The 22,824-nt window shown below is 66.3% G+C and carries 5 protein-coding genes; 4 read left to right on the top strand and 1 reads right to left on the bottom strand.

The genetic code is table 11. The features are described from left to right. The first annotated feature begins 735 nt into the window (after positions 1-735). Both PSEWESI4_RS13785 and PSEWESI4_RS13780 read left to right on the top strand, forming a co-directional pair. The gene (locus PSEWESI4_RS13785; protein WP_187671776.1) at positions 736-966 is read left to right on the top strand and encodes an MbtH family protein; all 231 of its coding nucleotides are present in this window, start codon (positions 736-738) and stop codon (positions 964-966) included. An 11-nt stretch (positions 967-977) separates the two neighbouring features. Continuing rightward, a complete protein-coding gene (locus PSEWESI4_RS13780) occupies positions 978-1,739 on the top strand; it encodes a thioesterase II family protein (protein ID WP_187671775.1) in 762 nt (253 codons plus the stop codon). Between the two features lie 49 nt (positions 1,740-1,788). Here PSEWESI4_RS13780 and PSEWESI4_RS13775 read toward each other — a convergent pair whose 3' ends face one another. Continuing rightward, positions 1,789-2,754, bottom strand: coding sequence for a siderophore-interacting protein (locus PSEWESI4_RS13775; RefSeq protein ID WP_187671774.1), 966 nt, complete (start codon positions 2,752-2,754; stop codon positions 1,789-1,791). A gap of 146 nt (positions 2,755-2,900) precedes the next feature. Between PSEWESI4_RS13775 and PSEWESI4_RS13770 the strand changes: the two genes are divergently transcribed. Further along, positions 2,901-9,374 carry a non-ribosomal peptide synthetase gene (locus PSEWESI4_RS13770; protein ID WP_187671773.1) on the top strand — a complete coding sequence of 2,158 codons (6,474 nt, stop codon included), beginning with the start codon at positions 2,901-2,903 and terminating at the stop codon, positions 9,372-9,374. 1 nt (position 9,375) lies between these two features. Beyond that, positions 9,376-22,413: a non-ribosomal peptide synthetase gene (locus tag PSEWESI4_RS13765; protein WP_187671772.1), complete on the top strand. Its 13,038-nt coding sequence runs from the start codon at positions 9,376-9,378 to the stop codon at positions 22,411-22,413. The last annotated feature ends 411 nt before the right edge of the window (positions 22,414-22,824 follow it).

The raw sequence follows: 22,824 nt of genomic DNA, 5'->3' as shown, positions 1-22,824 counted from the left end.
CCCCCAGGCTTCCCCGGATTGCATCCGGGCTTTTGTAGGAGCCAGCTTGCTGGCGATGCTCTGGCGTTGCCGGTGATCGCGCGCATGGCGCGCTCCTACAAGTCGGCATCGAGGCTGCGTTCGTAGGATCGGCGGAGATGCCCAGTCCCATGGCCGCGAAAAGGTTTGACGCAGAGGGTGCGTGGCCAGCCCCAGGCTTCCCCGGATTGCATCCGGGCTTTTGTAGGAGCCAGCTTGCTGGCGATGCTCTGGCGTTGCCGGTGATCGCGCGCATGGCGCGCTCCTACAGGTCGGCATCGAGGCTGCGTTCGTAGGATCGGCGGAGATGCCCAGTTCCATGGCCGCGAAAAGGTTTGACGTAGAGGGTGCGTGGCCAGCCCCCAGGCTTCCCCGGATTGCATCCGGGCTTTTGTAGGAGCCAGCTTGCTGGCGATGCTCTGGCGTTGCCGGGGATCGCGCGCATGGCGCGCTCCTACAGGTCGGCATCGATATTGACCTGTAGGATCGGCGGGGACGCCCAGTTCCATGGCCGCGAAAAGGTTTGACGGACAGGGAAGTGGCCAGAACCCTGTCCAGCCTCCAGCCTCCAGCCTCCAGCCTCCAGCCTCCAGCCTCCAGCCTCCAGCCTCCAGCCTCCAGCCTGGCATACCTAATTTCCCCACCGCGCCATCCGTTAATGGATGTGAGCCCCACGAGACGGGGCCATGTCCTTCCACGCAACCCAAGGAAAATGCCATGACTTCTGTTTTCGATCGCGAGGACATCCTCTTCCAGGTCGTCGTCAACCACGAGGAGCAGTACTCCATCTGGCCGGACTACAAGGAAATCCCCAAGGGCTGGCGCAAGGCGGGCAAGAGCGGCTTCAAGAAGGAATGCCTCGCCTACATCGAAGAGGTCTGGACCGACATGCGCCCCCTGAGCCTGCGCAAGAAGATGGACGAGCAGGCCGGCGCCGCCGTGCACTGAGGTCGACGATCGTGCCGAGACTGAACCTGTACTGCCTGCCGTATTCCGGTGCCAGCGCCATGGTCTACAGCCGCTGGCGGCGCGGCCTGCCGGACTGGCTGGAGGTCCGGCCGGTGGAGCTGCCGGGGCGCGGGGTGCGTCTCGGCGAGCCGCTGCAGACCGACATGCACGCCCTGGCCCGGCAACTGGCTGGGGAACTGGCGCCGCGTCTGGAGCAGCCTTACGCCCTGTTCGGGCACAGCCTCGGCGCCTTGCTGGCCTTCGAGATCGCCCACGCCCTGCGCGAGCGGGGCTGCCCGGCGCCGCTGGCGCTGTTCGCTTCCGGCACCGCGGCGCCGACCCGGCGGGAAGACTACCAAGACTATGCGCAGCCCAAGAGCGACGAGGAACTGGTCGCCGAACTGCGCGAGTTGCAGGGCACGCCCGAGGAAGTCCTCGCCAACGAGGAGCTGATGAGCCTGACCCTGCCGATCCTGCGCGCCGACTTCCTGATGTGCGGCCGCTACCAGTACCGGCCACGACCGCGCCTGGAATTGCCGCTGCACGTGCTGGGCGGCAAGGAGGACAAGAGCAGCATGGCGCAGTTGCTGGCCTGGCAGGAGGAAACCGCCACCGGCTTCTCGCTGGACATGCTCGCGGGTGGGCACTTCTTCATCCATGAGCATGAGTCCAAGGTGCTGCGGATCCTCAAGGCCAACCTGGAGGTCGGCTGGCGCCGCCACCTGCGTCATGCGCGAGGCGGGGACGCCGGGTTGTCGCGGGTGGGCGCCTGATCGGTAACTCCCGGCATCCCCCTCGCTCCTACAGGCAAAAGCACCGGCGCTAGTCCAGCGCCCGCCCCAACCGCCAGTAGCCCATGAAGCTCAGCGCCCGGCGATCCATGCCCAGTTCGCCGACCCAGTGGCGCCGGATCGCCATGACCGCCGCCGACTCGCCGGCGACCCAGGCATAGAAGCCGTTGTCCGCCGGTCTGGCCAGGTCCCAGAGGATCTGGGTGTCGATGTCCACTTCCTTGATCTTCTGCGGCTTGCCGGGCTGCTGCCGGGCCTCCGGCAGGGTGGCCAGTTCCTTGGCCGCCCGGATCATGCCCTGGCCGTGCCGCCAGCCGCCGCTGTCCCTCGGCAGCCAGTTCACCTGGGCCTCGGGGGCGCAGCGCAGTTCCAGCCGATCCGTTTCGTGGGGGACTTCGATGAACGCCTGCGCGTTCGGCCTGTCCGGCCAGATGGCCAGTTCCTCGAGGATGCCGGCGATGGCCGGCAGCGCGGTTTCGTCGCCGATCAGCAGGACGTGGCGAATCCCCTCCGGCGGGCGCCACTCGTAACCGCCGGGCGTGCCGGGGAACTCTCCGTCGGGAGCGACCATCTGCAGGCGGTCGCCGGGGCGGGCATGGGTGGCCCAGGTGGAGGCCGGACCGGTCTCGCCGTGCAGCACGAAGTCCACGTCCACCTCCAGCGCCTCGCGGCGCAACGCGCGAATGGTGTAGGTACGCATGGGCGGCCGGTGCTCTGCTTCGAGGGCGCGACGGGTCTTGAGCCAGTCGCCTTCGTGCGGCAGTTGCGGCGGCAAGCCGTCGGCGCTGGGGAACAGCAGCTTGACCCGCTGGTCCGGCGCCATCGTGCACATCCGGGCGACCTCCGGCCCGGTGAAGACGAAGCGTGCCAGCGATGGGCTGAGAGGAATCCGCTGCTTCAACTCTATGTCGAAGAGGCGGTAGCTGGATGCCCTGGCCAGGCCGGTGCGTTGGGCCAGGTGGCGCAGGTTCTGCACCAGTGTCTCGGCAATGCTCATAAGTGCTGCCCTCGGTGATGGGTGTGTCTGGGTGACGAATGCCGGGCGCGAACATTTAGCCGGCGGGAACAGGCCCAGGGCCGCTAATTTTCCGTTTTCGCCATCCGTTCAAAGGGAATCGCCGCTCCTTGCACGGATGAAGACTTATGAATGCAGAAAACGCCCTGAAACTCGCCCGCCGCTTCATCGAGCTGCCGCAGGAGAAACGCCGCCTGTTTCTCGACGGCCTGCGGGGCGAAGGGGTGGATTTTTCCTTGCTGCCCATTCCCGCCAGCGTGGCCGCACCCGACCGCGACGCGCTTTCCTACGCCCAGCGGCGCATGTGGTTTCTCTGGCAGCTCGATCCGCGCGGCGCGGCCTACAACCTGCCGATGGCGGTGCGCCTGAAGGGCGAGCTGGAGCGGGCCGCGTTGCAGAATGCCTTCGACGCCCTGGTCGCGCGGCATGAAACCCTGCGCACCCGCTTCGTCCAAGAGGACGGCGATGTCCGCCAGCAGGTGCTGGAGCCGGCGCCGGTCGCCATCGGATTCGAAGACCTGACGGCACTGTCACCCAGCGCGCGCGAGGAACAGGTCGGTACGTTGGCCGAAGCGGAGGCCCTGGCACCTTTCGACCTGGCCGAAGGGCCGCTGCTGCGGGTCCGGCTGCTCGAACTGGCGGAGCGGGAGCACGTCCTGCTGCTCACCTTGCACCATATCGTCGCCGACGGCTGGTCGCTGAACCTGCTGATCGACGAATTCCTGCGTCTCTACGACGCGGCTTGTGCCAGCGCGGATGCCGCTCTGCCGGCGCTGCCGGTCCAGTACCGCGACTATGCCCTGTGGCAGCGCAGTTGGCTGGAGGCCGGCGAGCGGGAGCGGCAACTGGCCTATTGGCGCGACAAGCTGGGGGACGAGCACGCGCCGCTGGAACTGCCCACCGATCGCCCGCGCCCGGCGGTTCCCAGCCACCGCGGCGCTCGCCACGAATTCCAGGTCGAGGCACGGCTCGCCGACCGGCTGCGTGTGTTGGCCAGGCGCCACAACGTCACCCTGTTCATGGTCCTGCTGGCGGCCTTCAAGCTGCTGCTGCAACGCTACAGCGGACAGTCCGCCATCCGCGTCGGCGTCCCCATCGCCAACCGCCATCGCGCGGAGGTGGAAGGGCTGATCGGCTGCTTCATCAACACCCAGGTGCTGCACACGGAAATCGACCCGCTGATCGATATCGACGAACTGCTGCGGCGCGTCAGGGAAACCGCGCTGGGCGCCCAGGGGCACCAGGACTTGCCGTTCGAACAACTGGTCGAGGCGCTGGAACTGGATCGCAACCCGGGTCATGGCCCGTTGTTCCAGGTGCTGTTCAACCATCAGTCGAGCGTTGCCGATGTGCGGGAGATCCGGACCCGCTCGGGGCTGGCGCTGGAGCGGATCGAGCTGGCGAAGCACACCGCCCGCTTCGACCTGGCGCTGGATACCTACGAGAGCGCGGGGCGGCTGCATGCGGCGTTCACCTACGCGCTGGATGTGTTCGACAGCGAGACCATCGCCCTGCTGGAACGGCACTGGCTGCGATTGCTGGAAGGGCTGGCGGGGGAGGTGAAGAGTGTTGTCGGCGAATTGCCCCTGGCGGACGTGGCGGACGGGATCGCCGATGACGGCGTTCGGGAAGGCGAGTGCGTCCATCGCCTGATCGAGCGTGCTGCCAGTCTCCACCCGGAACGACTGGCCGCGACCAGCGGCGATACCAGCATCACCTACGCGCTGCTGAACGAGCGGGCCGATGCCGTCGCCCGGGTATTGCTGGCATCGGGCGCCTTGCCCGACCAGCCGGTCGGTGTGGTGGCCGATCGCTCCATTGACATGCTGGTCGGCATCCTCGGCGTCCTGAAAGCCGGAGCGGCCTACTTGCCGCTGGAGCCGGACCAGCCGCAGGAGCGCCTGGACTTCATGCTTGCCGACAGCGCCGTCCGCCTGGTCCTGGCCCGTTCGTCCTGGGCGGGGAGCCTGCCGGCGGATGTCCGGGCGATCCGGCTGGATGAGCCGCTGCCGCCAATGTCCGACGTCGCAAGGCTTCCCGCCCAGGTGTCTCCCGACCAGCTCGCCTACGTGATCTACACCTCGGGAACCACGGGCACGCCGAAAGGCGTGGCGGTCTCCCACGGGGCGCTGGCGAACTACATCGGCGGCGTTTCGCGGCGACTTCCCCTGGATTCGATCCAGAGCATGGCCATGGTCTCCACACCGGCCGCGGACCTGGGGCACACGGTTCTCTATGGCGCCCTGTGCGCGGGCAAGACCCTGCACCTGCTGGACAGGGAGACGGTCCTGGATGCCGACATGTTCGCGACCCATATGGACCGCCATGGGGTGGACGCGCTGAAGATCGTTCCCTCGCACCTGGAGGCCATGTTGTCGGCCGGCAGGGCGGCCCTGCCCAGACGCTGCCTGATCCTCGGCGGGGAGGCTTGCCCTCCTGGCCTGGTGGCCAGGATTGCGGCCCTGGCTCCCGAACTGGTGGTGATCAACCACTACGGCCCCACGGAAACCACCGTGGGCGTGCTGACCGGGACGCTGACGGAGCAGCCCGTCCTGGGAAGCCCGCTGGAGAACATCCGCGCACGGGTGCTGGATGCCTGCCTGCAACCCGTCCCCGGTTCGGCCAGGGGCGAGCTGCATATCGCCGGGGCGGGCCTCGCGCGAGGCTATCTGGGGAGTCCGGCGCTGACGGCCGAACGCTTCGTCCCCGACCCCGCCAGCGCGCAGGGCGGCCGGATGTACCGGACGGGAGACTGGGTACGCCGCAACGGGGAGGGCGAGCTGGTTTTCGTCGGGCGAATGGATGGCCAGGTGAAGATCCGTGGTTACCGTGTCGAGCTGGCGGAGATCGAACACCACCTGCGGGAATCGTCCGGCATCGAGAACGCGCTGGTGCGGGTCGTGGGCGAAGAGGAGGCCAGGCAACTGGTGGCCTACCTGGTACCGACGGCGATGCCCCAGGAGGGGCCGGCGGGACAGGCGTTCCTGGACCGGATACGCGCCGAGCTGAAACAGGCCCTGCCGGAACACATGGTGCCCGCCCATCTGCTGGTGCTGGAGCGGTTGCCGGTGACCGCCAACGGCAAGGTCGACGTCAAGGCGCTTCCCGAGCCTGTCGCCAGCCTGGCGACCTACGTCGCGCCGTACACTTCCCTGCAGATCCGGTTGGCCGGTATCTGGGCCGAGGTGCTGCAGGTCGAGCGAGTGGGGCTGACCGACAACTTCTTCGCCCTGGGTGGGCATTCCCTGCTGGCGACCCAGGTGGTTTCCAGGGCGAGGAAGCGATTGGGTATCGATATTCCATTGCGGGCATTGTTCGATACGGCCGACCTGCTGGCGTTCACCCAGGCGGTGCAGGGGCTCGAACGGGAGCAGGAAGCGGGCATCGAACCGCTCGACCGCCGCGCGCCCTTGCCGGTCTCCCATGCCCAGCATCGGCAATGGCTGTTCTGGAAGCTCCATCCGCAAAGCACGGCCTACAACACCCCGCTGGCGGTCAGGATGCGCGGCGCTCTGGACAGGGAGGCCCTGCAAGCCGCACTCGACGCACTGGTCGCGCGCCATGAGGCGCTGCGCACCGTCTTCCACGAGGAAAACGGGCTGCCCTGGCAACGCGTGCTGCCGGCGCATCCCGTGGCCATCGGCTACGAGGACCTGGCCGGGCGTGGAGAGGAGGTCCTGGCCCGGAGGCTGGACGAGGAGGTCTTCGCCACCTTCGATCTCGAACGGGGCCCGCTGATCCGGGCCAGGCTGTTCCGGACCCGGGAAGACGAACATCTCCTGGCCGTGACCCTTCACCACATCGTCTCCGATGGCTGGTCGATGAGTGTCATGGTCCGCGAATTCACGGCCGCCTATAACGCCCGGGCCACCGGCCGGGCCCAGGCATTGCAGCCGCTGCCCGTGCAATACGCGGACTATGCCGCCTGGCAGCGCCAACGCCTGGCCGAAGGGCAGATGCAGGCTCAACTCGCCTACTGGAAGGCGAAGCTGGAGGATGACTTCGAGGTTCTCGAACTGCCCGCCGACCGGATCAGGCCGCCGGTGCAGAGCCATCGGGGCGGCCGGCTCGACATCCGCCTGCCCGCCGAACTGGCGGCGAACCTGCGCCGCCTGGCGGTCGAGGCCAATGCCACGCTGTTCCATGTGTTCCTGGCGGCCTTCGCCATCCTGCTGGCCCGCTACAGCGGCAGGGACAAGATCAACATCGGCGTGCCCGTCACCAATCGCAACCGCCTGGAGCTGGAAGGGCTGATCGGCTTCTTCGTCAACACCATCGTGGCCAGGATCGGGCTCGATCGCACCGCGACGTTCTCCCGGTTGCTGGCGGCGGTCAAGGAAACCACCCTGGAGGCGCAAGCCAACAAGGACATCCCCTTCGACGTACTGGTGGAGGAACTGAAGCCCGAGCGCGGGCTGGGCTACAACCCATTGTTCCAGGTGATGTACAACCACCTGCGCGACTTCGGCGAGCAGGTCTCGGCGGATAGCCTGCATGGCCTGCATGTCGAGGAGATCGATCTGGTCGAGCGGACCGCCCATTTCGACATCTCACTGAACACCCTGGAACGATCCGACGGGTTGGTGGCCTCTTTCAACTACTCCTCGGACCTGTTCGAGGCGGAGCGCATCGAACGTCTTGCCGCCCATTGGCGCAATCTGCTGGAAGCGATCTGCGCGCAGCCGGAGCGGCGGGTTGCCGAGCTGCCGATGCTGGGCGAATCGGAACGCCGCTTCATCCTGGTCCAGTGGGACCAGACCCGGTCCGACTACCCGAGCGACCGCTACGTCCACCAGTTGATCGAGGACCGTGCCCGGCAAACACCGGATGCGGTGGCAGTGATCTTCGGCGACCAGCAGCTCACCTATGGCCAGCTCGATGCCCAGGCCAACCGCCTGGCCCACCGGCTGATCGAACTGGGCGTGGGCCCGGAAGTGCGGGTGGCGATCGCCATGCGTCGCTCGGCGGAGATCATGGTGGCCTTCCTGGCCGTGCTGAAGGCCGGTGGCGCCTACGTGCCGCTGGACGTGGCGTATCCGCAGGACCGCCTGCTGTACATGATGAAGGACTGCGCCGCCGCGCTGGTACTGACCCAGGGCGACGTGCTGGAGCAGTTGCCGATCCCCGCAGACCTGCCGACCCTGGCGGTGGACCAGTCCGACGACTGGCGCGATTACCCGGAAACCGCGCCTTGCGTGGAGTTGGCGGAAGAGAACCTGGCCTACGTGATCTACACCTCGGGTTCCACCGGGCAGCCCAAGGGCGTGGCGGTGTCCCACGGCCCGCTGGTGTCGCACATCCGGGCGACCGGCGAGCGCTACGAGACGAACCCGGCGGACTGCGAACTGCACTTCATGTCGTTCGCCTTCGATGGTGCCCATGAAGGCTGGATGCACCCGTTGATCAACGGCGCCCGCGTACTGATCCGCGACGACAGCCTGTGGCTGCCGGAACAGACCTACGCCGAGATGCATCGGCACGGCGTGACGTTGGGGGTGTTCCCGCCGGTATACCTGCAACAACTGGCCGAGCATGCCGAGCGCGACGGCAACCCGCCGCCGGTGCGGGTCTACTGCTTCGGCGGCGATGCGGTGCCGCAGGCGAGCTATGACCTGGCCTGGCGAGCGCTGCGTCCGCAATACCTGTTCAACGGCTACGGCCCGACCGAAACGGTGGTGACGCCGTTGCTGTGGAAGGCTCGGCCGGGTGACGCCTGCGGTGCGGCCTATGCGCCGATCGGCACCTTGCTGGGCAAGCGGCGCGGCTATGTGCTGGATGCCGACCTGAACCTGCTGCCGGTGGGCCTTGCCGGCGAACTGTACCTGGGCGGGGAAGGCGTGGCGCGGGGCTATCTGGATCGTCCGGGGTTGACGGCGGAACGCTTCGTGCCCGATCCGTTCGGCAGCGACGGCGAGCGGGTCTACCGCAGCGGCGACCTGACCCGTGCGCGGGCCGATGGCCTGGTGGATTACCTGGGCCGGGTCGACCACCAGGTGAAGGTTCGCGGCTTCCGCATCGAACTGGGCGAGATCGAGGCGCGGCTGCTGGAGCAGGCGGCCGTGCGCGAGGCGGTGGTGTTGGCCCAGGACGGGCCGAGCGGCAAGCAACTGGTGGGCTATGTGGTGCCGGCGCAGCCCGGACAGGATGGCTTGCGCGAAACCCTGAGGGCTGCGCTCAAGGCACACCTGCCGGACTACATGGTCCCGGCGCACCTGCTGTTCCTGGAGACGTTACCGCTGACCCCGAACGGCAAGCTGGACCGCAAGGCGCTGCCTCAGCCGGATGCGAACCAGATGCAACAGACCTACGTGGCACCGAGGACGGAACTGGAACAGCAGGTCGCGGCGATCTGGGCGGAGGTATTGAAGATCGAGCGAGTGGGGCTGGCCGACAACTTCTTCGAACTGGGCGGGCACTCGCTATTGGCGACCCAGGTTACCTCGCGAATACATATCGAACTCGGTGTGAACCTGCCTCTGGCCTTGTTGTTCCAGACCGAAACGTTGCAGGCGTATGCGGCGTCGGTCGAGGGATACAGGCCAAACAGCGAAGCGGATTTTGATGATCTTCGAGATTTCATGACAGAACTTGAGGCAGTTTGAAATGCAACCCAACAAGAATCTGGATCTGGTCCACCGGTTTGTTCGACTGCCTCTTCCGCAACGGGAACTGTTTTTCCAGAAGCTGAGATCGAAGGAGATAAGCCTTTCACAGCTACCCATCCCGGTCGTGCGATTCGATTTCGAGCGCCTTCCGCTTTCCTACGCCCAGCAGCGCCAATGGTTCCTGTGGCAACTGGAGCCGGGGAGCGCCGCCTACCATGTCCCGGCGGCGCTGCGGCTGAAGGGCGCTCTCGATCTCGAAGCGCTGCGGCGCAGCTTCGAGGCCCTGATCGACCGTCACGAGAGCCTGCGCACGACCTTCCGTCAGGAGGGCGAGCAGGCGATCCAGGTGGTGCACCCGGGCATGCCTTTCGAGCTGTCCCGCGACGTGCTGGAGGATGGGAGCGCACAGGCCATCCAGGCGCGTGTCGAGGCGGAGATCCAGGCCCTCTTCGATCTGGAACGCGGCCCGTTGCTGCGGGTGAAACTGCTGCGCCTGGCGGAGGACGACCACGTTCTGGTGCTGACCCTGCACCACATCGTTTCCGATGGCTGGTCGATGCCGATCATGGTGGACGAGCTGGTCCGGTTGTACGCGGGCTACAGCGAGGGCCGGGAAGTGGAGTTGCCGGAGCTGCCGATCCAGTACGCGGACTATGCGTTCTGGCAGCGTAGCTGGATGGAAGCGGGCGAGCGCGAGCGGCAACTGGCCTACTGGCTGGCGCGGCTGGGCGGTGAGCAGCCGGTGCTGGAGTTGCCGGCCGACCGCTCGCGTCCGGTGGTGCAGAGCCACCGTGGCGCCAGGGTGGAAATCCCGCTGGCCGAGGAACTGGGCCGGGCCTTGAAGGAACTGGCCCAGCGCCAGGGCGTGACGCTGTTCATGCTGCTGCTGGCTTCGTTCCAGAGCTTGTTGCATCGGTATTCGGGGCAGTCGGATATCCGCGTGGGCGTGCCGATCGCCAACCGTACCCGGGTGGAGACGGAGGGGCTGATCGGCTTCTTCGTCAATACCCAGGTGCTGAAGGCGGAGTTCGACCTGCACACCACCTTCGACGACTTGCTGCAGCAGGTGAAGCGGACGGCCCTGGAGGCGCAGGCGCATCAGGACCTGCCGTTCGAACAGTTGGTGGAGGCGCTGCAACCGGAGCGCAACCTGAGCCACAGCCCGCTGTTCCAGGTGATGTACAACCACCAGAGCGAGGCAAGGGGCGAGGCGCGGCAACTGCCGGGGCTGCGGGTGGAAAGCCTGGAGAGGGGGACCCATACCGCGCAGTTCGACCTGACACTGGACACTTTCGAATCCGAGCTGGGGTTCCGGGCATCGTTGACCTACGCGACGGACCTGTTCGAGCGGCCGACCGTCGAGCGGCTGGCGAGGCACTGGCGCAACCTGCTGGAGGCGATCTGTGCGCAGCCGGGACGGCGGGTTGCCGAGTTGCCGCTGCTGGACGATGAGGAGCGCCGGCGGATCGTCCGTGACTGGAACCGCACGGAAGCCAGCTATCCGAACGACGCGTGCGTGCATGAGCTGGTCGAGGCCCAGGTGGAGAGGGCACCGGAGGCCGTCGCGCTGATCTTCGGTGAGCAGGAACTGACCTACCGGGATTTGAACCGACGGGCCAACAGGCTGGCGCACAAGCTCCGCGAGCGGGGAGTGGGGCCGGATGTACTGGTGGGTATCGCGCTGGAGCGCAGCCCGGAAATGGTGGTGGGGCTGTTGGCGATCCTCAAGGCGGGTGGCGCGTACGTGCCGCTGGACCCCGAGTACCCGCAGGAGCGGCTGGCATACATGATGGAAGACAGCCGGGCGACCCTCCTGCTGACTCAGGGTGCTTTGCTTCCGCGCCTGCCGATGGGGTTCGACGCAGAAGTGCTGCTGGTCGATCGGCTCGCGCTGGAGGCATATTCCGGCGAGAACCCACCGTCCCTGAGTGCCCCAGGCAACCTGGCCTATAGCATCTATACCTCGGGCTCCACGGGCAGGCCGAAAGGCGTGCTGATCGAGCACCGCAATGTCTCGGCGCTGATCGGTTGGGCCCATGGGGTCTACAGCCGGGAGGACCTGCAAGGGGTGCTGGCCTCGACCTCCATCTGCTTCGATCTCTCGGTGTGGGAGCTCTTCGTGACCTTGTCGGCGGGAGGCTATGTCGTCCTGGCCGGCAATGCGCTGGAGTTGCCCAGCCTCGCCGCGAAGGAGCGGGTGCGACTGATCAATACCGTGCCGTCGGCGATCAAGATGCTGTGCGACTCGGGGCAACTGCCGGACTCGGTCCGGATCGTCAATCTGGCCGGCGAGCCGCTGGCGCAATCGCTGGTCGAGAGCCTGTACGGCCTCGGCCACATCGAGCATGTCTACGACCTCTATGGCCCTTCAGAGGACACGACGTATTCGACCTATACCCGCAGGGAAACGGGCGGCGTTCCGAATATCGGGCGGCCGATTTCCAACAGTGCCGTCTATCTCCTGGATGGCGCGGGGGAGCCTGTAGCCGTGGGGCATGCCGGCGAGCTGTGCATGGCCGGGGCGGGGCTGGCCCGGGGGTATCTGAACCGTCCGTCGCTTACGGCCGAGAAGTTCCTGCCCGATCCCTTCGACGAGCAAGGCGGAGGACGCCTGTACCGCACGGGCGACCTGGCGCGCTACCGGCCCGACGGGGTGATCGAGTACCTGGGGCGAATCGACCATCAGGTGAAGGTTCGTGGCTTCCGCATCGAGCTGGGCGAGATCGAGGCGCGGCTGCTGGAGCAGGCGGCCGTGCGTGAAGCGGTGGTGCTGGCCCTGGATGGGCCGAGCGGCAAGCAACTGGTGGGCTATGTCGTGCCGACCGATGTTGCGGACCGACCGGAAGCCCAGGCTGCGCTACGCGAGACATTGCGGGCCGCGCTCAAGGAAAGCCTGCCGGACTACATGGTCCCGGCGCACCTGCTGTTCCTGGACCGCCTGCCACTGACCCCGAACGGCAAGCTGGACCGCAAGGCGCTGCCGCAACCGGACGCGAGCCAGATGCAGCAGGCCTACGTGGCACCGAGGACGGAACTGGAACAGCGGATCGCAGCGATCTGGCAGGACGTGCTCAAGCTGGAGCGAGTAGGGCTGGCCGACAACTTCTTCGAACTGGGCGGCGATTCGATCATCTCGTTGCAGGTGGTGAGCCGGGCACGCCAGGCGGGTATCCAGTTCACGCCGAAGGACCTGTTCCAGCACCAGACGGTGCAGGGGCTGGCGGCGGTGGCTCGCCGTTCGGAAGGTCCGGTCATCGATCAGGGAGCGGTCACTGGCGTGCTGCCGTTGACGCCGATCCAGCAATGGTTCTTCGAGGCGGAGATTCCCGAGCGTCATCACTGGAACCAGTCGGTGCTGCTGAAACCAGGTGAGCGGATCGACCCTGACCACCTGAGGGCAGCCCTGCAGGCCCTGGTCGAGCATCACGATGCCTTGCGGCTGCGCTTCGAACAGCGGAATGGCGCATGGCAGGCCGAGTTCCAGGGTGTGGCGCCGGTGGATGTACTGTGGACCAGCCACCTCGCCGACCTGGCGGAGCTGGAGCAGGTCGCCAACGAGGCGCAGCGCAGCCTGAGCCTGGAAAACGGTCCGCTGTTGCGTGCGGTGCTGGCGGAATTGCCCGGCGGCAGTCAACGCCTGCTGCTGGTGATCCACCACCTGGTGGTGGACGGCGTGTCCTGGCGCGTGCTGCTGGAGGACCTGCAACGGGCCTATCGGTCGCTCGGGTTGCCGGCCAAGACCAGCTCGTTCAAGGCCTGGGCCGAGCATCTGCAAGCCCATGCCTTCGACGGGGAACTGGCCTACTGGCAGGCACAGTTGCAAGACGCTGTCGATGAACTGCCCTGCGATCACCCGGAGGGCGGCAACCAGCAGAAACAGGCGGCATACGCGAACACCCGCCTGGATCGCGACTGGACACGCCGACTGCTGCAGGATGCGCCGGCCGCCTACCGCACCCAGGTCAACGACCTGCTGCTGGCGGCCCTGGCGCGGGTGATCGGTCGCTGGACCGGGCAGCCGGACGTGCTGGTCCGGCTGGAGGGACATGGCCGCGAGGACCTGTTCGAGGACATCGACCTGACCCGCACGGTGGGCTGGTTCACCAGCATGTATCCGGTGAAGCTCAGCCCGCAGACGGATTTGTCGGCATCGATCAAGACGATCAAGGAGCAACTGCGGGCGGTGCCGAACAAAGGGATCGGCTATGGCCTGCTGCGTTACCTGGGTACTCCCGAGGCTCGGCAAGCGCTTCAACAACTGCCGCAGGGTGAGATCGTCTTCAACTACCTGGGACAGTTCGATGGCAGCTTCGACGACGAAACCGCTTTGTTCGTGCCGGCGAAGGAGGGCAGTGGCGCGGGGCAGAGCGCTGAGGCGCCGCTGGGCAGCCTGCTCAGCCTCAACGGGCAGGTATACGACGGTGAGTTGAGCCTGGGCTGGACCTTCAGCCGGGAGCTGTTCGACGAGCGGACGATCCTGCGCTTGGCCGACGACTATGCCGAGGAACTCAAGGCGCTGATCGAGCACTGCTGCCGGGAGGAGGTCGGTGGCGTGACGCCTTCGGACTTCCCGCTGGCCGGGTTGAGCCAGGCACAACTGGACAACCTGCCGATTCCTGCAACACAGATCGCCGATATCTATCCGCTGTCGCCGATGCAGCAGGGCATGCTGTTCCACAGCCTCTACGAGCAGGAGGGTGGCGACTACATCAACCAGATGCGGGTGGATGTGGACGGGCTGGACGTTGAACGATTCCGTCAGGCCTGGCAGGCGACGGTCGATGGCCATGAAGTACTCAGGGCCAACTTCGTCAGCGGCCTGGCGCAGCCGTTGCAGGTGGTTCGCCGGCATGTGCCAATCCCTTTCGAGGTGCTGGACTGGCGAGGCCAGGCCGATCTGGAGGAGAGCCTGGCCACGTGGGCGCAGGCGGACCGGCAGAAAGGCTTCGACCTGGCCGGCGAACCGCTGCTGCGGCTGACGCTGGTCCGCACGGCGGAGCGGCGCCATCACCTGATCTACACCAACCACCACATCCTGATGGATGGCTGGAGCAACTCCCGGTTGCTGGGCGAAGTGTTGCAGCGCTATGCCGGGCAGGTTCCGGGGCGGCAGGCCGGGCGCTATCGCGACTACATCGCCTGGTTGCAACGGCAGGACCCGGCTGTCAGCGAGACCTTCTGGAAAGGGCAGTTGGCCGAGCTCGACGAGCCGACGCGACTGGTCCAGGCCGTCAGGCCGAACCTGTCGGAAGAGCAGGTTGGCCATGGCGATCATCGCCAGGTATTCGACCGGGAACACGCGCGTCGTCTTGGTGAGTTCGCCCGGGCGCATCGGGTAACGGTGAACACCCTGGTCCAGGCCGCCTGGCTGTTGCTGCTGCAACGCTACACCGGCCAGGAGACGGTCACCTTCGGCGCCACGGTGGCGGGGCGCCCGGCTGAGCTGGTCGGTATCGAAGAGCAGGTGGGGCTGTTCATCAACACCCTGCCGGTGATCGGCACGCCGCGTCCGGAGCAGACGGTGGCCGAGTGGATCGGCCAGGTACAGGAACGGAACCTGGCCTTGCGCGAGTTCGAGCACACGCCGCTGTACGAGGTGCAGCGCTGGGCTGGCCTGGGTGGCGAGGCGCTGTTCGACAGCCTAGTGGTGTTCGAGAACTACCCGGTGTCGGAAGCCCTGCAACAGGGCGCTCCGGCCGGCCTGAGTTTCGGCGAGGTAGGCAGCCAGGAGCAGACCAACTACCCGCTGACGCTGGCGGTTGTGCTGGGCGAGACCCTGACGGTGCACTACAGCTACGACTGCCGGTACTTCGATGCCCGGGTGATTGGCCAGTTGGCCAGGCATTTCGGCAATCTGCTGGAAGCGATCTGCGCGCAGCCGGAGCGGCGGGTTGCCGAGCTGCCGATGCTGGGCGAATCGGAACGCCGCTTCATCCTGGCCCAGTGGGACCAGACCCGGTCCGACTACCCGAGCGACCGCTACGTCCACCAGTTGATCGAGGACCGTGCCCGGCAAACACCGGCTGCGGTGGCAGTGATCTTCGGCGACCAGCAGCTCACCTATGGCCAGCTCGATGCCCAGGCCAACCGCCTGGCCCACCGGCTGATCGAACTGGGCGTGGGCCCGGAAGTGCGGGTGGCGATCGCCATGCGTCGCTCGGCGGAGATCATGGTGGCCTTCCTGGCCGTGCTGAAGGCTGGTGGCGCCTACGTGCCGCTGGACGTGGCCTATCCGCAGGACCGCCTGCTGTACATGATGAAGGACTGCGCCGCCGCGCTGGTACTGACCCAGGGCGACGTGCTGGAGCAGTTGCCGATCCCCGCAGACCTGCCGACCCTGGCGGTGGACCAGTCCGACGACTGGCGCGATTACCCGGAAACCGCGCCTTGCGTGGAGTTGGCGGAAGAGAACCTGGCCTACGTGATCTACACCTCGGGTTCCACCGGGCAGCCCAAGGGCGTGGCGGTGTCCCACGGCCCGCTGGTGTCGCACATCCGGGCGACCGGCGAGCGCTACGAGACGAACCCGGCGGACTGCGAACTGCACTTCATGTCGTTCGCCTTCGATGGTGCCCATGAAGGCTGGATGCACCCGCTGATCAACGGCGCCCGCGTACTGATCCGCGACGACAGCCTGTGGCTGCCGGAGCAGACCTACGCCGAGATGCATCGGCACGGCGTGACGTTGGGGGTGTTCCCGCCGGTATACCTGCAACAACTGGCCGAGCATGCCGAGCGCGACGGCAACCCGCCGCCGGTGCGGGTCTACTGCTTCGGCGGCGATGCGGTGCCGCAGGCGAGCTATGACCTGGCCTGGCGAGCGCTGCGTCCGCAATACCTGTTCAACGGCTACGGCCCGACCGAAACGGTGGTGACGCCGTTGCTGTGGAAGGCTCGGCCGGGTGACGCCTGCGGTGCGGCCTATGCACCGATCGGCACCTTGCTGGGCAAGCGGCGCGGCTATGTGCTGGATGCCGACCTGAACCTGCTGCCGGTGGGCCTTGCCGGCGAACTGTACCTGGGCGGGGAAGGCGTGGCGCGGGGTTATCTGGACCGTCCCGGCCTGACGGCGGAACGCTTCGTGCCCGATCCGTTCGGCAGCGACGGCGAGCGGGTCTACCGCAGCGGCGACCTGACCCGTGCGCGGGCCGATGGCCTGGTGGATTACCTGGGCCGGGTCGACCACCAGGTGAAGGTTCGTGGCTTCCGCATCGAGCTGGGCGAGATCGAGGCGCGGCTGCTGGAGCAGGCGGCCGTGCGCGAGGCGGTGGTGCTGGCCCAGGACGGGCCGAGCGGCAAGCAACTGGTGGGCTATGTGGTGCCGGCGCAGCCCGGACAGGATGGCTTGCGCGAAACCCTGAGGGCTGCGCTCAAGGCACACCTGCCGGACTACATGGTCCCGGCGCACCTGCTGTTCCTGGACCGCCTGCCACTGACCCCGAACGGCAAGCTGGACCGCAAGGCGCTGCCGCAGCCGGATGCGAACCAGATGCAACAGACCTACGTGGCACCGAGGACGGAACTGGAACAGCAGGTCGCGGCGATCTGGGCGGAGGTGTTGAAGATCGAGCGAGTGGGGCTGGCCGACAACTTCTTCGAACTGGGCGGCGATTCGATCATCTCGTTGCAGGTGGTGAGCCGGGCACGCCAGGCGGGCATCCAGTTCACGCCCAAGGACCTGTTCCAGCACCAGACGGTGCAGGGGCTGGCGGCGGTGGCTCGCCGCTCGGCAGGCCCGGTCATCGATCAGGGACCGGTTACCGGAGTGTTGCCGCTGACACCGATCCAGCAATGGTTCTTCGAAGCGGAGATTCCCGAGCGTCATCATTGGAACCAGTCGGTATTGCTCGCTCCTCGCAAACCGCTGGAGGCTGACTGCCTGAAGGCCGCGCTACTGTCGGTGCTTGAGCATCACGATGCCTTGCGGTCGTGCTTCGAGCGTCGAGATGGCGAATGGCAGGCCGAGTTCCAGAGCGTGGCACCGATGGATGTGCTGTGGACCAGTTGCCTCACCGACCTGGCGGAGCTGGAGCAGGTCGCCAACGAAGCGCAGCGCAGCCTGAGTCTGGAAAACGGTCCGCTGTTGCGTGCGGTGCTGGCGGAATTGCCCGACGGCGGTCAACGCCTGTTGCTGGTGATCCACCACCTGGTGGTGGACGGCGTGTCCTGGCGCGTGCTGCTGGAGGACCTGCAACGGGCCTATCAGTCGCTCGGGCTGCCGGCCAAGACCAGCTCGTTCAAGGCCTGGGCCGAGCATCTGCAAGCCCATGCCACCAGCCCTGTGCTCGAAGGGGAGTTGGCCTACTGGCAAGCACAGTTGCAAGGCGTCGCCGGTGAGCTGCCCTGCGATCACCCGGAGGGCGGCAACCAGCAGAAACAGGCGGCATACGCGAACACCCGCCTGGACCGCGACTGGACGCGCCGGCTGTTGCAGGAGGCGCCGGCCGCCTATCGCACCCAGGTCAACGACCTGCTGCTGGCGGCCCTGGCGCGGGTGATCGGTCGCTGGACCGGGCAGCCGGACGTGCTGGTCCGGCTGGAGGGGCATGGCCGCGAAGATCTGTTCGAGGACATCGACCTGACCCGCACGGTGGGTTGGTTCACCACGGTGTACCCGGTGAAGCTGAGCCCGCAGGACGAACCGGCGGCCTCGATCAAGACGATCAAGGAGCAGTTGCGGGCGGTGCCGAACAAGGGCATCGGTTATGGCCTGTTGCGTTACCTGGGTACTCCCGAAGCTCGGCAAGCGCTTCAACAACTGCCGCAGGGGGAAATCGTCTTCAACTACCTGGGGCAGTTCGATGGCAGTTTCGATGGCGAGGACGGACTGTTCATTCCGGCATCCGAACAGAGTGGTTCGTCCCTGAGCGAAGACGCGCCGCTGAGCGCATCGATCAGCCTCAACGGGCAGGTATACGACGGTGAGTTGAGCCTGGGCTGGACCTTCAGCCGGGAGCTGTTCGACGAGCGGACGATCCTGCGCTTGGCCGACGACTATGCCGAGGAGCTCAAGGCGCTGATCGAGCATTGCTGCCGGGAAGAGAGCCGTGGCGTGACGCCATCGGACTTCCCGCTGGCCGGGTTGAGCCAGGCGCAACTGGACGGCCTGCCGACCCCGGCGGCGCAGATCGCCGATATCTACCCGCTGTCGCCGATGCAGCAGGGCATGCTGTTCCACAGCCTCTACGAGCAGGAGGGGGGCGACTACATCAACCAGATGCGGGTGGACGTGGATGGGCTGGATGTCGAGCGGTTCCGCCAGGTCTGGCAGGCAGCCCTGGAGGCGCATGACATCCTGCGCACGGGGTTCGTCTGGCAAGGCGAACTGGAGCAGCCGATCCAGATCGTGCACAAGCATGTAGCGCTGCCCTTCATCGAGCATGACTGGCGTGGCCAGCCCGAGCTGCAACGAGCGCTGGACGCCCTGGCCGAGGGGGAACGGCGGCAGGGCTTCGACCTGACCCGCGCGCCATTGCTGCGCTTGGTCATGGTGAGGGTCGCCGGGAATCGACATCACCTGATCTACACCAACCACCACATCCTGATGGATGGCTGGAGCAACTCCCGGCTGCTGGGCGACGTGTTGCAGCGCTATGCCGGGCAGGTTCCGGATCAACGGCCAGGACGCTATCGCGACTACATCGCCTGGTTGCAACGGCAGGACCAGGCCGCTGGCGAGATCTTCTGGAAAGGGCAGTTGGCCGAGCTCGACGAGCCGACGCGGTTGGCCCAGGCCGTCAGGCTGAACCAGCCGGGTTTGCAGGCAGGCCACGGGAACCACCGCCAGAGATTCGACCGGGAGCACACGCGTCGTCTCGGTGAGTTCGCCCGTGCGCATCGGGTGACGGTGAACACCCTGGTCCAGGCCGCCTGGCTGCTGTTGTTGCAGCGCTACACCGGCCAGGAGACGGTGTGCTTCGGCGCCACGGTGGCAGGGCGCCCGGCGGAACTGGCCGGTATCGAGGAGCAGGTGGGGCTGTTCATCAACACCCTGCCGGTGATCGGCAGTCCGCGTCCGGAGCAGACGGTGGCCGAGTGGATCGGTCAGGTGCAGGAGCGGAACCTGGCCTCACGCGAGTTCGAGCACACGCCGCTGTACGAGGTGCAGCGCTGGGCCGGCCTGGGCGGCGAGGCGCTGTTCGACAGCCTGGTGGTGTTCGAGAACTACCCGGTGTCGGAGGCGTTGCGCCAGGGAACGCCGGCCGGCCTGAGTTTCGGCGAGGTGGGCAACCAGGAGCAGACCAACTACCCGTTGACGCTGGCCGTTGGATTGGGCGAGACCCTGACGGTGCATTACGGCTACGACCACGGGCATTTCGACGCTCGTACGGTCAGCCAACTGGCCGGCCACTTCGGCAACTTGTTGCAGGCTTTGGCCGCCGATGGCGGGGCACGTATCGGCGATCTTCCGTTGCTGGGCAGCGAGGAGCGCCAGCAGGTTGTCGATGCCTGGAACAGCTCCGGGGATATCTATCCGGGCGAGTCGTGCCTCCATCAACTGATCGAGGCCCAGGCGGAGAAGACGCCGGAGGCCAGCGCATTGATCTTCGCTGACCGGGCGCTGACCTACCGGGAGCTCAACCAGCGGGCCAACAGGCTGGCGCGCAAACTGCGCGAGCTGGGCGTGGGGCCGGATGTGCTGGTGGGCATTGCGGTCGAGCGCGGCCTGGAGATGGTCGTGGGGCTGCTGGCGGTGCTGAAGGCAGGTGGTGCGTACGTGCCGCTGGACCCGGAGTATCCGCGCGAGCGCCTGGCGTACATGCTGGAGGACAGTGGCGTGAGGCTGGTTCTGAGCCAGTCCCACCTGCTGGATTCCCTCCCGTCGGGAGAGGCGGTACGGAGCCTGTGCCTGGATCGGGAGGGCGACTGCCAGGAGTACGAGGCAAGGAACCTGGAGCATCGCGCGGCCCCGGAGAATCTGGCCTACGTGATCTACACCTCGGGTTCGACCGGCAGGCCGAAGGGAGTGCTCATCCAGCACCGGTCGTTGGTGAACTTCCTGTGCAGCATGAGAGAGCAACTGGGGCTGGAGCACGGGAACAGGGTGCTGCAACTCACTTCCCTGTCCTTCGATATTGCCGGGCTGGAGCTCTACCTGAGCCTGCTGTGCGGCGCGTGCGTGGTGCTGCCCAAGGGGCCGGTCGGCAAGGACCCCCAGGCGCTGCTGGCGTTGATCGAGGAGAGCGACATCGATGTCATCCAGGCGACGCCGGCGACATGGCGCATGCTGCTGGATGGCGCTCCGGAAACCGTCGGAAGGCTGCGCGGGCGCAAAGCGCTCTGCGGCGGCGAAGCGCTGGCCAAGGACCTGGCAGGCAGGATGCTCGAGCATGTCGGGGCTCTTTGGAACCTCTACGGACCGACTGAAACCACCATCTGGTCATCGAGCCAGCAAGTCGAGGATGCCGGCTCGATCTGGCTTGGACAGCCCCTGTCGAACACGGCCCTGTATGTCCTGGATGGAAGCGCCAATATCGTCTCCACGGGGATTGGCGGCGAACTGTTCATTGGTGGGCACGGCCTTGCCAGGGGGTATTACAACCGCCCTGCGTTGACTGCGGAACGCTTCGTTCCCGACCCGTTCGACGAGCATGGCGGAGGACGCCTGTACCGCACGGGCGATCTGGTGCGGTACCGGCCCGAGGGGGCGATCGAGTATCTCGGGCGCATGGATCACCAGGTGAAGATTCGCGGTTTCCGCATCGAACTGGGCGAGATCGAGGCGCGGCTGCTGGAGCATGAGGCCGTGCGGGAAGGCGTGGTGCTGGCCCAGGACGGGCCGGGCGGCAAGCAACTGGTGGGCTACGTGGTGCCAGCGGAGGCGGATGTGCTGGTCGCGCCGGAAGGGCGTGCGGCATTGCGCGAGCTATTGAGAGCGACCCTGAAGACGAGCCTGCCGGAGTACATGGTGCCGGCGCATCTCCTGTTGCTGGAGCGCCTGCCACTGACGCCGAATGGAAAGATCGATCGCAAGGCCCTGCCGCCGCCGAACACGAGCGAGATACGCGATGCCTGTGTGGCGCCACGCACGGCGCTGGAGCGGGAACTGGCGGCCATCTGGGCGGACGTGCTGAAGCTGGAGCGGGTGGGTTTGACCGATAACTTCTTCGAGTTGGGCGGCGACTCGATCCTGGCCGTCGGGTTGGTTGAAAAGGCCAAGCGGCTAAGAGATCGGGGACTGTCGATCACCCTGCGTGACCTCATGCACAAACCGACCATCGCGGAACTGACTGGAACCGTGGACCTGGGCTCCAATGCCCTGGTGCCGTTGAACGCCCGTATCGACCATGCCCAGCCGCTTTTCTGCATCCATGGCGTATTCGGCACGGTCTTCGACTATCTGTCTCTGGCACGACGACTCGACGGGAAGCGTGCGGTGATCGGCATACAGTCCCGCATGCTGACCGAGCCCGGTTGCCCAGCGCTCTCGATGCGAGAACTGGCCAGGGACTATGCCCAGTCGATACGCCTCATGCAGCCCGAGGGGCCCTATAGCCTCATGGGATGGTCACTGGGTGCGGTGATCAGCCTGTTCGTGGCCAGGGAGCTGGAGTCGCAGGGGCAGGAAGTCACCTTCCTGGGAATGGTCGATGCTCCCATGAAGGATGGGCGAGCGTTCGACGATCTGGACCCACGGCATGTGCTGAGCGAGTTCCTGCGCATCTTCCTGGCCGACTCGGAGGTGGGCCCGGCGGTGCTTTCCGCCATGGAGGGAAGCGTGCTCGAAAGTGCCGCAGATGGCATTCGCGAAGCCGCCAGGGGGAAAGAGCTGCGCTTCGGGCTGACAGGGGAGGAACTGGTTCAGGTGTTCGGGGCGTTCGTAACCCTCGGCAGGCTGCGCTGGGAAGGCTCGGACCTTTCAGGCCTGGTTTGCAGGCCGCATGCTTGGTGGGTCGAGGGTCGTGAGGCAGACGCCCTCGAGTTCTCCAGGGGGCTATCGTTCGAGGGAGGCTTCGAGTCGTTCTGCGTGGCTGACCACTACTCGATCCTGCATGAGGAGCGCTTCTTGAGTGAAGCCGTGGGTGTGGTGAGCTGAGCAAGGTAGCCTGGCTATTCTGGTGGGAAACGCTTCGCGGTTTCCCACCCTACGATGGCTGTTGATTCGGGTGGACAACGCTTTGCTTGTCCACCCGCTCTTTGAGCGGTAGTCGCGGATTCGCTCTCTGTCGGTCACCCAGGCAAGGTCACCTGGCTATTCTGGTGGGAAACGCTTCGCGGTTTCCCACCCTACGATGACTGTTGGTTTGGGTAGGGTGGACAACGCTTTGCTTGTCCACCTGCTCTTTGAGCGGTAGTCGTGGGTTCGACCTCTGTCGGTCACCCAGGCAAGGTCACCTGGCTATTCTGGTGGGAAACGCTTCGCGGTTTCCCACCCTACGATGACTGTTGGTTTGGGTAGGGTGGACAACGCTTTGCTTGTCCACCAAAACGCAGAAACCAGGGGAAG

This window comes from Zestomonas carbonaria (genome assembly GCF_904061905.1).
GTDB classification, from domain to species: domain Bacteria; phylum Pseudomonadota; class Gammaproteobacteria; order Pseudomonadales; family Pseudomonadaceae; genus Aquipseudomonas; species Aquipseudomonas carbonaria.
This window is presented reverse-complemented; position numbering and strand designations above follow the sequence as displayed.

Excerpts from the sequence above, each read along its gene's own strand:
- PSEWESI4_RS13775 (WP_187671774.1), bottom strand. The coding sequence starts at position 2,754 with ATGAGCATTGCCGAGACACTGGTGCAGAACCTGCGCCACCTGGCCCAA.
- PSEWESI4_RS13770 (WP_187671773.1), top strand. The coding sequence starts at position 2,901 with ATGAATGCAGAAAACGCCCTGAAACTCGCCCGCCGCTTCATCGAGCTG.
- PSEWESI4_RS13765 (WP_187671772.1), top strand. The coding sequence starts at position 9,376 with ATGCAACCCAACAAGAATCTGGATCTGGTCCACCGGTTTGTTCGACTG.
- PSEWESI4_RS13785 (WP_187671776.1), top strand. The coding sequence starts at position 736 with ATGACTTCTGTTTTCGATCGCGAGGACATCCTCTTCCAGGTCGTCGTC.